This window comes from Parapedobacter sp. (genome assembly GCF_053550995.1).
Genome location: NZ_JBMQOC010000057.1, coordinates 19,752 through 33,654, shown reverse-complemented (window position 1 = coordinate 33,654; position 13,903 = coordinate 19,752). Strand labels below are relative to the sequence as shown.

General features: G+C 45.9%; 10 protein-coding genes. 2 read left to right on the top strand and 8 right to left on the bottom strand.

Annotated features, from left to right (window positions below; translation table 11 throughout):
- From ACO1NT_RS08135 to ACO1NT_RS08120, 4 genes are read right to left on the bottom strand one after another with little or no spacing between them, the layout of a single operon-like run.
- Complete coding sequence (locus tag ACO1NT_RS08135) at positions 1-1,044, bottom strand: UbiA family prenyltransferase (RefSeq protein ID WP_449048056.1); 1,044 nt, start codon at positions 1,042-1,044, stop codon at positions 1-3.
- A gap of 22 nt (positions 1,045-1,066) precedes the next feature.
- Positions 1,067-2,041, bottom strand: coding sequence for a glycosyltransferase family 2 protein (locus tag ACO1NT_RS08130; RefSeq protein WP_449048054.1), 975 nt, complete (start codon positions 2,039-2,041; stop codon positions 1,067-1,069).
- A gap of 11 nt (positions 2,042-2,052) precedes the next feature.
- Positions 2,053-3,261 (bottom strand): glycosyltransferase family 4 protein, encoded by a 1,209-nt coding sequence (locus ACO1NT_RS08125; RefSeq protein ID WP_449048053.1) that lies wholly within the window; start codon positions 3,259-3,261, stop codon positions 2,053-2,055.
- Positions 3,245-4,975 (bottom strand): ABC transporter ATP-binding protein, encoded by a 1,731-nt coding sequence (locus ACO1NT_RS08120; RefSeq protein WP_449048052.1) that lies wholly within the window; start codon positions 4,973-4,975, stop codon positions 3,245-3,247. The genes ACO1NT_RS08125 and ACO1NT_RS08120 overlap by 17 nt, the downstream gene beginning before the upstream one ends.
- A gap of 281 nt (positions 4,976-5,256) precedes the next feature.
- Between ACO1NT_RS08120 and ACO1NT_RS08115 the strand changes: the two genes are divergently transcribed.
- Entirely contained in the window at positions 5,257-6,117 is an 861-nt protein-coding gene (locus ACO1NT_RS08115; protein ID WP_449048051.1) for a beta-1,6-N-acetylglucosaminyltransferase, read from the top strand.
- A gap of 2 nt (positions 6,118-6,119) precedes the next feature.
- On the opposite strand, the gene ACO1NT_RS08110 is transcribed toward ACO1NT_RS08115, so the two are convergent.
- The 4 genes from ACO1NT_RS08110 to ACO1NT_RS08095 form a co-directional block, all read right to left on the bottom strand.
- Positions 6,120-7,211 carry a sugar transferase gene (locus ACO1NT_RS08110; protein WP_449048050.1) on the bottom strand — a complete coding sequence of 364 codons (1,092 nt, stop codon included), beginning with the start codon at positions 7,209-7,211 and terminating at the stop codon, positions 6,120-6,122.
- Positions 7,195-7,584, bottom strand: coding sequence for a response regulator (locus ACO1NT_RS08105; RefSeq protein WP_449048049.1), 390 nt, complete (start codon positions 7,582-7,584; stop codon positions 7,195-7,197). The genes ACO1NT_RS08110 and ACO1NT_RS08105 overlap by 17 nt, the downstream gene beginning before the upstream one ends.
- A 190-nt stretch (positions 7,585-7,774) precedes the next feature.
- Positions 7,775-11,182, bottom strand: coding sequence for a family 16 glycoside hydrolase (locus ACO1NT_RS08100; protein WP_449048048.1), 3,408 nt, complete (start codon positions 11,180-11,182; stop codon positions 7,775-7,777).
- A gap of 19 nt (positions 11,183-11,201) precedes the next feature.
- On the bottom strand, positions 11,202-12,473 hold the full coding sequence (locus ACO1NT_RS08095; RefSeq protein ID WP_449048047.1) for a Gfo/Idh/MocA family oxidoreductase: 1,272 nt from the start codon (positions 12,471-12,473) through the stop codon (positions 11,202-11,204).
- Between the two features lie 253 nt (positions 12,474-12,726).
- On the opposite strand from ACO1NT_RS08095, the gene ACO1NT_RS08090 reads away from it, so the two are divergent.
- Complete coding sequence (locus tag ACO1NT_RS08090) at positions 12,727-13,902, top strand: ROK family protein (RefSeq protein ID WP_449048046.1); 1,176 nt, start codon at positions 12,727-12,729, stop codon at positions 13,900-13,902.
- Position 13,903 lies beyond the last annotated feature (1 nt).

Sequence of the window (13,903 nt, the reverse complement as noted above, 5' to 3'; positions counted from 1 at the left end):
TCAGGGATATATCATACCCTTTATGGCAAGCAGGAATTTCGAGTATCCCCACCTAAAAACGGTGGAAAAATCCCGCACCACAATGAAAATAATTTTATGAAACAACATGATATGGATAACCAACACAACCCACGCCCATGGTTGTACACGCACAGCAGAAACCAATAAGCCCATTGGAAGGAAACATTGATAAAAGTCAAGCATCATCATTTGCCACGGTCTATCCTGTGGAGCGATTATAGAAATTGGAAGTTGGTTATACTTTTTGAATCGTATACCTACTAGTACAAAATATACAGGAAAAAGGAAGAACAAAACCGGCTCGGAAATGTATACCAACATGATCATCAAAGCAGTTAACTCGATGGTCATGATCAACGCTACCATTCGGCGAAATCGGTGCACGTCTACTTTGCTTGCCAACGTCGTGGTATTGGTCTGAATATCATTGGCTCTGTCCATAAATTGGTGCCACAAGATGCCGCGAAGGCCAAAGGTAAACGCCCAGATTCCGACACTGGCAAACCACACCATCGCGATTGACTGGTCAGTTACAACACTAATTCGGGAAACGACAAAAAGCGTAGGAAACAAATGGGCTCCGGAGGCGTCTGCCAACACACCCAATACACCTCGGCTTTTGAAACGAAACGGTGGTATAGAATACAAGCTAAACGCAACCCAAGCAGATAAATAAAGCACTAATGATAGTTTATCTGGCCACAGAACATAGGAGAAAACACCACCGGCCGTCAAACACAGACCAGGAATCAACCATCGGTACTTTGGAGAGATACGTGCCATGTGGTTCCGCTTACCTATTGCTAAATCCTCTTGGATGTCCGTGATGTCATTTATCACACTGACATATATCGCTCCTATAGCCAGCGCAACTAATAGGAAAATGAAATCGGGAGCAACCTGATAAAGTGGCGTATCTGACAACATACTTGTCGCGTAAGCAACAGCCAATATTCCCGCAAGCTTGTAATCCCACCAATCGTAGGCCCGGACCGAGCGGAATAGAATATTTAACTTCCTCATCTCGTTACATACGTTATTTGCTTCACTTGTGCGAACGTAACGAGTCTACTAATGACCGATATCGATTATTAAAAGCATACCATGCCAGTCTATAAGTAGCAGATAAGGTATGCTTTGTATCGATGGAAAAAGACTGCTTGAACAATTTCCAAGCACCAGCTAGATTTCGCTCTCTTACCACCACATGCTTGGCCATTTCCACCAATCCTCCCATATACCGCTTTTGTAGCATGTCCATTTCCTCAGTAGTTAACCTCGCACCGTATATATTCATAATTTCCCTCGTATCCTCAACAAGTAGAAGTTTGACTATCTCGTTACGCTTACGACCATCGTAAATATTTTTCCCATCAATGCCTTTATGCCACAATTTCTCCAAGGTAAAGGCCGCCCTACATGACCTAGACAAGATCATATCTAAGTAAAGGCACCAATCATCACCGATATTAAGTTTTTTATTCCAACCAGAAACTATAGCCGATCTACGCATAACCAGAGAAGAGGAGGGAGATGGACATGCTTGCAGGTATAAATCTCGCAACTCCTTGCTATCCAACACAATCCATGGAGAAGAACTCCGTTTGATATAGGGCTGTAAAAAGGGGTCTTTACTAAAAAAATCTGTCCACTCACCGTCCGGAGTTGCTTGGAACCAATTTGCAAAAACAAAATCAAAATCATTGTTTTCCAGCACGCTTACACATTTCTCCAAAAATTCAGGTTCCCAATGATCATCCGAATCCAATGAAGCAAGTAGTGTTCCTTTAGCCCGTGCGAACCCTGAGTTACGAGCTGCCGCTTGCCCCTGGTTCTCCTGATAAATATATTCCAGGCCTTCCATCTGGCGTATCAACTCCCGGGTGTCATCAGTTGATCCATCATCAACTACAACTAATTGAACATTGCGGTAAGTCTGCGACCGTACACTTTCAATAGCTTTAACAACCGAATCCTGTCTGTTATACGTCGGAATAATGACCGTAACCAATGGTTCCATCAACATTAGATTTATATGAAAGTTAGTAAATCGTCTACAAAATTCTTTTCAGGAAACTTTGGAAGCACAGAGGCGATATGATTTGATGCATTAGCACCTAACGTCTCCCAGTACTCGCGGCGTATCCAAGCTCGCTCCAACGTTGTATCAATCGAATCTTCGTTAGGTTGTGCAATAAATCCATTGACCCCGTCTGCTAAAAGTTCAGCGTTCCCTCCCGCATCTGTTGCGATTGTTGGCCGGCCCGCTATCATGGCTTCCACGATGGTCAGCGGTAACCCTTCACTTCGAGACGGAAGAATGAGCGCGTGATGGTGTTTCCAAACCTCCTCCATATCTTGTATCTGTCCCAAGAAAGAGACATTAGTCAATTCTAAAAAATCAGCCATCTCTTTCAATCCAACCTCATCACGTCCACTTCCAACAAATGACACATGCAGCCGCCTTTCTTTCCATTTGGGTCTGCTAAGCACCCTGAGTAACATATCCTGTCCCTTATCCAGCACAAACAACCTGCCTATACAACACAACTTCCATCCCGTCGCATGACTAGCTGGAAAGGGAATTTTCTTCGAAACTTTTATCGGATTAAAAATAACTTCTCCGTGTGGCAGTCGCAATCCAAATTGCTCTTCTGTGAGCCTTTTATTATGGGCCGAGACAAAATAGCAAGCGCGCGCGTGTTGAAATACCTGTCGCATAGTCGCCCGATCGCCGGGTTCCGGCCAGTAAAAATCAACTGCTTTATGACACACAATGACATAAGGTATGTTATAAACATGACAAACATAACCATAGCCCAGTCCGTCAAAATTAATTGCTTGAGAAATAATGACTAATCTTGGGCGTAGGTTTTTTATCTCTGCCTCAAAATTTTCAACATCATTGCCATGCAAGAACCAAGGCCGCTCTTTATTGCTCCCTGAGCCACGAACACTCTTATTATTAGAAAAAGCAGCACCGAACTGACGGAATATGCCCTTCTTCCGACGCTCGTCGGGTAGCAATGACTTCAATAGGACGCCCTTTTCATTCAAAAGATCGAATTGATATTGTCCTCCTGGAATTTTCTTCTTAAACACCGTGACTTGAAGTCCCTTCGATTGAATAAACCCGATGCTTCGAAACCACAGTTCCTCACTCCCCCCCCAACTATCTTCACAAGTGGATACGATGGCAATCATATCATTAGCCGACTGAGCGTTAAATTTCGTTCTCATTTAATAAGACGTCATTTTGAAAAATCGAGGTAAAAACTCCCTCCTTTAGGCTTAATTCCTGACAGGTGCCTTCTTGAACAATTTCACCATTGGATAGCACATAAATATAATCCGCATGCTTAACTGTCGAATAGCGGTGACTAATAACCAATGCACCCCGATTTCCCAAGTTTGCTTTTAAAGAATCGAAAAGGTCATGTTCAGACCGGGCGTCCAATGCACTCGTTGCCTCATCCAGTATAAAGAATTGTGCCGGACTGTAAAATGCCCTCGCTGTTGCCAATTTTTGCCACTGACCGATACTGATCTCACGCCCTCCTTCGAACACTCGTCCCATCATGGTATCGTACTTACTTCCAAACTGTTCAATAAATTGATGTGCTCCGGCTTGTTCTGCAGCGTACATGATGTCCGCCTCGTCATGCCGTTGCCGCTCTACATCGCCAAGGGATATGTTCTCTGCGACCGTAACATTATACTTGTAAAAATCTTGAAATACGATACCAATCCGCTTCCTGTATTCTTCCAATTTGAAATTAACGATATCCACTCCGTTCAGCCTAACAGACCCCAAGTCGGGATCATATAACCTGGCGAGCAATTTAATCAACGTAGATTTCCCGGAGCCGTTCAGCCCTACCAAGGCAACCACTTTGCCTTGAGGTATAATCAGGGAAATATTGTTTAAGACAACCTCCTCGCCATGGGGATATCGGAAAGTAAGGTTTTTTACCGATAGGCTTCCGCTGCCGTTATCGACATGCGGTATCGGTAGTGGATGTCCAGCTTCAGGCAACACGCTTTTCAAATCGAATAGATCAAAGATATATTTCACATAAATATTATTCGAATAAACAGTGGTGATACTTCCCATCAACCCCTGGAGATATCCAAAAAACATCGGAAACATTAACAAGAAAATAGTAATATCACCAGGGGTAACACGCCCCTCAATCGCACCCATTGCGATGAAATAAATACAAACGAAGAAACTCAAGCTGATTAACGAACCCAAACCCGCTTCGGAAAATGTACTCTGTAAACTTATACGTAATCGTTCAGCGACGAGTCTCGTCCGGATTCGAAAGTATTTCTCTTTGAAATAACTTCCCAAACTATAACTTCTAATTTCTTTTGCAGAGACCTCCGAAGTGATGAGCTGCCCGAAATATGAAGCTTGACGTTCAAGTGGCGTGTTCCTTACCCGTAATGCGTTTTGTTTCTCAGAGAAATAAATCCGAACGGCTAGCATCGGAAGGATAAATGCAAGTAGTGCGGGCAATAACCGCCAGTCGATAGTAATGATGATCATCGCCGTAGCTGAGATTTTAAGCACCCCGCTAACCACATTGATTAAACCCATAATGATTGCGTTGGGACGGCTGCCCCCTGCCTCTTTGGCCAACTTTAGGGTGTTGAAATATTCAGGGTTTTCGTAGTATGCCATGTCTAGACCCACAGTATGATGATGGATCCGATCATCTATTTTCTCAGAAATTATGGTAGATTGCAGGTCGGAAAAATAGCTGGAAAATGAATTGATGATACCATGGAGTACCGATGCGCTCCCAGCAAGGATCACTTGTTCAACGATGCGTTTCCTATATTCCAGTGGCTCCAATTCGAAATCAGAAACCACATCAACTAACATTTTTAGCGCATACAACGAAACAAACAATAATGCCGTCTCAGCAACGACCAACAAGATAACCAATACCGTCTTACGGGGTTCAATGGACCACACTAATCGAAGTGTACGACCGAACCGCAAGTCGGAAATACGAGCGTAATAATATGAGAGTTTGCTTCGAACCATTCTCCAAAATACAAGACTGACGATTATGACACCTATTCTAAAAATGAAACAGCAGGTAAAACACGGTCATATAACCAGCGACAATGCAAATGTTATGATAATATCGTATATATATATGAAGATGTCGGGCAGATTTTTAGTTTTGTAGCGCATATGCGACAATCATAATTCGTGGAAGAATGTCTAGTAGAATTGCTCACTTAATTCTCGGATACCGTTATCCGACACAACTAACGCGGTTAGTTCGTCAACTATGCCACCCTAATGCCACTGTTTTCATTCATATAGACAGCAAAGCATCGCTAAAAGATTTTGACTCCTTGACCGGAAATATGGGAAACATAAACTTCTTATCCCGACGTCGGAGCATAATCTGGGGCGGGTATAGCATGGTGCAAACTACCATTGACGCATTTAATGAAATTATAGCCTATCATCGAGACTTCGATTTCATCAACTTGTTAAGTGAATCCGACTACCCGCTAAGAAACGCCACAACCATCCATTCCTACCTGTCTGCAAACTTAGGAAAGTCTTTCATGGACATGCGTTTTGACGATTCCCCCTGGTGGCAGGAAGCGCAACAGAAAATTAGAAAATATCACTTCGTGGATTATCGACTTCCTGGTAAATACTTGGCAGAACGAATCGTCAACGCGATAACTACTCAACGAAAATTACCCCTTGATATGGCCTTTACAGGGTATTCCCAGTGGATGACATTATCAATAGAACATGTCAAATACATCCTTTCATTTGTTAATAAAAACCCGAAAGCCATTCAGTTTTTCAAACATACTTGGGGACCGGATGAGTTTTTCTTCCAAACGATACTGTATAATTCCCATTTTCGAGAAGAGATTATCAATGAGAACCTAAGGTATATTAAATGGGGCGAAGGCAAACATAACCCTGAAATTTTGACACGAGAGGATTATGCTACATTAGTCAATTCCGGAAAGTTATACGCCAGGAAATTTGATATGGATAGCGACGTGTTAGATTTAATCGATGATTGCCTGTTACAAGACAAATCGTAACATCATACCTTCTCATTTTGGAAAAGGGCAGGTACCGTTTTAAACAAAATCTTCAAATCCATCCAAAAGGAAAAGTGACTGGCATAATCGTTATCCAACTGCCTCCGTTCCTCATCAGACATCTCACTTCTACCCCGCTTGGTCACCTGCCACAACCCCGTAATACCCGCAGGCCCCAAAAACCGCTGGGACCATTCGTCGGATGTCAGCTGCTGTGCTTCATAAAGCGGCAATGGCCGGTTTCCCACCAGCGACATATCACCTTTCAATACATTCACTAACTGTGGTAACTCGTCCAAACTCGTATTACGCAAAAACGAACCGAGCGGGGTTATTCTCGGATCATTCTTGATTTTAACGAAAGCAGAAGAACCGCCGTTCACAGCGTATTGATTATGTGCCGAAAGTTTAGCGAGTTCTTTATCGGCATTCTCCTTCATGGAGCGGAATTTATAGAAATTGAAAATTTTATAACCCGTCCCCGCACGTTCACTTTTGTAAATAACAGGCCCTTTAGAGTCTATTTTTATCAAGATAGCAATGAGAATCAATACAGGCGATAGCAGCAACAACATCACCCCCGACACCAGGATATCGAATACGCGCTTCGTACGCGGTAAAGCATACCGGTCCCCCCCAATATCGTCCCATTGGGGCAACTGGACGTGCTTATTACAGGTAAGCTTAAATTTGATGAGAAACTTAAGCCGTTCTTCAATATTCGTAACATTAAAAGGATAGCAATAAATATCACTCACATCGCGTGCAAACGTCTCGTTCAGCGATGAGCGGTTATTTTTGAAGCCCAGCAAGATAATGCTGACGGAGCGGTATGCCGGATTAGACTTTATGCGCTTAATAAAGGAGTATAAGGCACCGAATTCGTCTCCCACCTCCATGATAAGGAAATCAGGTACCGTTAAAATAGATTGTCGTTCGATGTGTTTTTCGATATCCGGCAACTGCTCGAACCGGACTACATCAATCCGATCATTGAGTTTCTCATCCAATTCATCGACGAATTTTGTTCCGAGATAGGCAATCGATATGGTTAGAAATTTAGACGCCGGTTTAACTTCAGTTAATAAACCCATAGGTGGAGGCATTAAATATATTTCCAATAGCAGTTTTCAACGTCCGTGGGTCAAAGGGCTTATGCAAGCAATGGCTTATCGGATACGGTAAATTATCCAACTCTTGCCGTATACTCTCCGACGCCGATAATACAATCACCGGTATCTCGCTATACAATCCGCTTACCTTCAATAACTTCAAGAAGGTGCCCCCATCCATCTGTGGCATCATCCAATCCATGATGATTAAATCAGGAATATCCTGCCTCTCCATCCATACAAAAGCCTCAAAACCGTTGGCAGCCGAGCGCACATCAAATTCTTTCGACAGAATAAAATGGAGTAATCGGTGTATGGTGGGTTCGTCTTCTACGAGGAGTATTTTTTTCTTCATGCTGTTAACTGAATTCACCTGATAAATTCAAGAACAAATCTCCAAGTTTTCGGAAGAAAACAGGCAGAAAACCGCACAATAAACTGCGTTTGTAGCGAATCCACTACAACGTGAGGAAGAGGTAAAAAAACAAAAAGCCGATAACACATTTGTACCATGCGTTATCGGCCAAACAATGCTGAAAATGCCCTTACAACCGCTTCACCCGGATATTCCGGAAATGTACTTCCGAACCATGGCCGAGGAAACCGATATGACCAGACGTACGTTTCAGTCCCGGATGTTCTTTATGATCCAACGTTCCGTTCTTGGACGCTTCTGCCAAATCGCCATCCACGATCACTGTCCCATTCAGCGTCACCTTGATTTTGTTACCCTTAATCCAGATTTCCTCCGTATTCCACTCACCCATTGGCTTCAGGAAGCCACGCTTTGCCGGAATAACCCCGTAAACCGAACCATGGTACTGGTACTTCGCTAGGTTCTTGTACATATCCGCGCCATTGTCGAGCACTTGTATTTCCATACCATTATACGCGGCATCGCCCTCCATCGGAGCCCGAATGCCAATGCCATTGTTCGCACCGGGCGTCAACCGGAATTCAAACCGATAAACAAAATCATCAAACTCTTCCTTGGTGTAGAGGTTGCCCCCCGACCCTTCTGTTGGATAGATGGCTAACGTGCCTTCGTCGCTCACTTGGTATGCCGTGGTGTTACCGGTCCATGAATCCAAATTACTCCCGTCAAACAACACCTCGAAACCTTCCGCTTTTTCTGCTGCGCTAAGCGTAAACGTTTCGCGGCGAGGAAGTTCCTTTACATAAATATCCCGATAGAGCACATGCGTTCCATGGGCCTGCAACTCAAGCTGTTCTGTCGGGAAAATGGGCAAGTTTCTATCCCAATAATTCTCCAGTACGACACTATCGGTCACCAATTCACCATTGAGGTATACCGTTACCCGGTCGCCCACCATGGTAATCCGGAACGTATTCCATTCCCCAAGTGCATTATCGGCAACCTTAAGGGGTTTACTTTCATGTTTTTGGTTGTTATACAATCCGCCCGACCCCACTTGCGCACCCACATTCACCCGTGAAGTATCCCATATTTGTACCTGTGGTGTGCCGCGCAGATAAATGCCAGCATCTCCCTCCTTTCCTTCTTTATCGAGTTTCCAGTCAACCAGCATTTCGAAATCACCATACTGCTTCACCGTAGTAATGTTATCACCATGACCATTGAAATGCAATACGCCGTCTTTCGCGTACCAGCCTTCACGCATTACTTCGTCAGCTTTCACTTGCTCAGCCGCAAGTGTCTTGGCGTCCATCTCAGCGCGCTTTATCGGATTCGCTACAAGCCCTTTCCATCCATCTAAGTTGTGGCCATTGAATAACGACACATAGCCCGGACCTTTGGGCAATCCGTCGATGTGCTTCTGAATAGCCTCGCGTTGGTAGTTGCTCTCGCTTCCAGACAAACGCGCGATTGCTTTATTCAGTAATCGAGTAACCTCCGCACCGTAATACTGCTTGTTTTCCAATGCAATATTTATTACCGCATTCGTTGCGGTGGCGCCCAGTTCTTCATCATCCATAAACTGCCCGGCAAACAGCAGGGCCTGGTAGGTCTCCTGACCTTGTAACGCCTGTAATACCGCCTTACGTTGATCGCCCGTTTGGGCAACCTCAAATGCATCACGTAGATACAGCACTTTTTGTTCGGCCGGTACGTCGGCTATTCCGATAACACGAACCAGCCCGCCGATTACTTCCGCCAGTTGGTTTGTGTCCATTACTTTTTTACGGCTCAATTCGACCAGCTTCGGCAATACGCCTTCGTCCGTCCAACCCGACAGTGCTGAGGTGGCCGCGCGACGCAATGTGGGATTGTCTCCATCGGCATAATCCGAAACGATGGCTAAAGCACTCGGACCACCGATTCCAGCTAGAATGGGAAAAAAATGAGGTTGCGAGTTGACGCTAGCATCCTGAAGGCTGGCAATGACTTGCTGTATTTGGTCATCAGCATCTGCGCTTCTGTCTACGGCCACAACAACCGCGTTTTGGACATGTCCGATATAACGTTCGTCTGCTTTAACGAGTAAACCCAACAAATCGTCCAGATCGTCAGGACGAGCAATTTTCGGCAAGGCTGCATAAGCGGCCGCCTTGGCTTCGTCAGATGCATCACCATTGATAATATCCAGCATTACTGGTATATGTTCACCTGCACCACGTCGGCCCAGCACATCAATCAGCAAAATTCGCACGTCGTCGTCTTTCGTTGCCGCAAGTGCCGAAGCGACGGTTTGCGTAAGCTGTGTATGTTTCGATATAAGCAATACATCCTTGATAGCAGCCCTCGTTTTGTCGTCATTGTTCTCCAAAAGCGGGATCAATTCCTTCGCCGCTGCATCACCATCCAATTGATGGATAGCCCTCACCCCTGCTATACGCACAGCGGGTGACGCTGAATGGAGCGCTTTTCGGACGGCTGGTAAAGCAACCGTTTGCTGCTGATTTCCCAAATACCGAAGGATGTCCACTTGTGCTTGTTCGTCGCCCTTGGCGGCATTACGAACCAACTTGGCTGATGTCCGGTCATTGAGATAAGGCGTCAAGAGGCCTAGTGTTGCATTCCGGTACACGGAATTATCATTTCTGACCTCCCTTAACAGCTTATTTGTCTGTTTCTCGCCGTTGATTTTCGTCAGCAGTTCCAGCGCTGCGAAATGGCTATGGACTTGACTAGCCGTATGGGTATTCTTGAATAATCGTGTTGCCAGTTTGCTAGCAACCTTTGCTTCGCCCGAATCGGCAAGCCGATGCAGATAGTTGATATAAGCCGCCATCGCGTCCGTGGGCTCGTGTACATAGTCCGCTGCCCTTGCAGCATCCTCCAAAACCGATCCGGACGCCGTTCCGGCGATGCGCGAAAGTGCATACCATACCACCTTTTGCAAATTCACATCGGTGGCCTGTGCTTTCGCTAAAATAGGCTGTTCAGCAGGTGCATAAGCCATGAACCCAAGTGCGTTGATAATGTTTATCTCCGCCACTCCGGTCGCTTGTGGCAACGCTTTCAGCAACGCCGTCCCCGCCGCTTCCGTAGCGATACGGGCAAGCGCACGTGCCGCCTTTTCACTCAAATAAGTATCGGTAAGATAGCCGCTAAGGGCATCCACCGCCGTATCGTCCCCGGCATTTTGCAGCAGCTGGATGACGAATCCTTTATTGTCTTTGTTATCAAGGGTGGCCAACGCTGCGGCAGCTCCTTGTATAAATGTTGTCCGTTGCTGATTTTTACCCGGTAACAACACGTGATAACTATAGCTGTTTGTTGCGTACTCAATCCCCGCATTGTCCCCTTGTCCTGGGGGGGTCAACTGGGAAAGCAAAGCCGAAATATCCGAAGCTGTGAACCGCTCCAACTGTCCCATCGCATCGTTAAGCCGTTGCGATGTCTCTGACGGCTGCAAGGCCAATATATCGGCTATCTTGGTGGTCGTTGTACGGGTGTCGCCTTGTTGGGCGTATAGGGGTGCTTGCAATATAAATAGCGCTAAAAGCGCAACTATGGACCTTATCATGGATCTATCTTTTATAAGTTTATAAAGACCAAGGACCCCGCATGGGTTGGTCAAGTAATCTGTTCGCCGCTTCGTCATCAATGAATACTTGCTTCCCGGAATCGAACTTAAGCGACCTTCCTAGCCGCAGCGCCGTTAATCCCATATTCACAATGGTACATGACCGAAAGCCGTTCTCTTCATTAAGCGCGAACTTTTGGCGCGTTTTCACCGCTTCCACAAAATCGGTCATCTGCGGCTCGGGGTCCGGAAACGACGCCAGTTTTCGTTCCATGTCCGGGATGTCCGACTTGAATCCTCTATATAATTTCCCTTTCGGCCCTTCGATATAAGGCATCCCTACATCTTTACCTTCACCGTCGAGAACAATCTGGCAGCCATCGGCATACGTAAACGTAATCCTACGCCATGTGCCTACAGCATCGCTATGTTGTTGCGGCGCATCTACCTCCACGGTGATTGGGCTCTCCCCGTCTTTATTCAGGAAATACTGAACCGGGTCGATGTAGTGTTGCCCCATATCACCCAATCCACCACCATCATAATCCCAATACCCACGGAATGTGGTATGTACGCGATGTTCATTATACGGCTTGTAAGGAGCCGGTCCCAGCCACATGTCGTAATCCAACTCCTTCGGGACTTCCTGTACGGGCAAATTCTCGCGGCCCACCCAAAAGAACTTCCAATCGAATCCTGTATGTTTGCTGATTGTTACCTTCAACGGCCACCCCAGCATCCCTGAATCAACCAGCTTCTTAATCCGTTTCACAGGCACGTTCATCCCGTAAAAATTAGCATCAAAACGGAACCAGGTGTTCAAACGGAAAATGTTTCCCCGTTGCTTGATCGCCTCTACCACTTTCTTGCCTTCTCCGATGGTACGGGTCATCGGCTTTTCGCACCAGATATCCTTGCCCATACGTGCCGCTTCAGCGGCCATAAGGCCGTGCCAATGCGGTGGTGTCGCAATATGTACGATATCGACCTCCGGAAGTTGGATCAACTCACGGAAATCCGCTAACTGCTTTACCCCACTGTCGCCCAACTGCTTCATGGCCAATGCCAAGTGGCGCGTATCCACATCGCATATCGCTACCGTTTTGGTACCCGCATAGCCGAAATGCCCCCGCCCCATGCCACCTACCCCGATGACGCCTTTCGTAAGGTGGTCACTCGGGGCTAAATAGCCCTGGCCACCTAAAACAAAACGGGGGACAATGCTGAATGCCGCTGCCCCCACTAATGATTTCTTAATAAACTCCCGACGGGACGTGTTTTTTTTCTTCATGATTATTCTGATTTCCAAATCGGTTCCGAAGTCACAAATTTATTATTTCCTTAATCAACACCAAAACTTTTTGAATTTTTTTCAAGAAGATTAGAAATATCTGCAAATATGTAACAAAACTGTATCGAAGTTCGCTAATTATGCTTATTTTTGGTTACTAATTTAAAACGGAATGTCCCCGCTGTTTTCATTAAATAATCTAGCGCGCAAATCGCGCATTGAGCGAAAAAACCACGGTTTTAAGTTAAAGCTGGTGAAGGCCTTGGTTGCATCAAACGGGATGACCAATGCCAGCATTTGCAGGCACCTCAATCTCAGCGCCCCGAAAACCCTCGAACTCATCAACGGCTTAGCAGATGCCGGAATATTGGAACAAAAGGAGAAAGGAAGCTCCATAGGCGGCAGAAAGCCGATCCTGAACAAGTTGAAAAGCAACACATTCTTCGTGTTATGTGTAGAAGTTGAACTTTTCAAGGTCAAAATGACCATCGTTGATAATACGAATCTGTTTATCCACACCGCCTCCTCGCCGTTCCTATTAACAAAAGACTGGTCCGCAGCTGACCAACTCAAGGAACGGATCGCCGACTTTATGGCCGCTTCAGGTATGAATTGGAGCTCCATATTAGCCATAGGCATCAGCATGCCCGGACTCATCAATAAAACGGATGGCCGCAACCACACCTACATGGCCAACAAATGGGAAGAACAGCCACTACAGGATTTTATGGCGACAGCTTTTGGAAAACCCGTATTCATCATCAACGATGTAAAAAGTGCCGCCATTGCCGAATTGAAATTTGGCTTGGCCGAAGGCCGGAAAGATGTATTGGTTATCCTGATGGATTGGGGTATCGGGTTGGGGATCATCATGGATGGCAAACTAAGGGATGGCGCGGCGGGGTTTTCGGGGGAAATGGGGCACATGCCTTTTGTCGATGAGGGCATCTTGTGCTATTGTGGAAAAAAGGGCTGCCTGGAAACGGTGGCCTCCGGTGTCGCATTGGCAAAAATGGCCAAGGAAGGAATCCAATCGGGCGAAGATTCGCTCCTCAACGATCTTTCGGAGCGTGAAATTGAAAACATCGAACCACAGTTGGTCATCGATGCCGCAAACCGGGGCGACCAATATGCCATCAATATTCTATCCACTACAGGCGAAAAACTAGGAAAAGGCATCGCCACGCTGGTACAGCTATTCAACCCGGAGTTGATCATTTTGGGGGGTAAAATCGCAGCCGCAAATGAATACATCACGATTCCGATCCAACAGGCCATCAACACCTATTGTATGACACAACTAAAGGATATCGTTACCGTAGAACGCTCCCGATTAGGATCTGATGCCGGCGCCAAAGGCATTGCCCACGTCACCTTCGAGCGCTATTTCGACGGCCTCATCGCACATACAAATGTTCATAGAGGCTAGC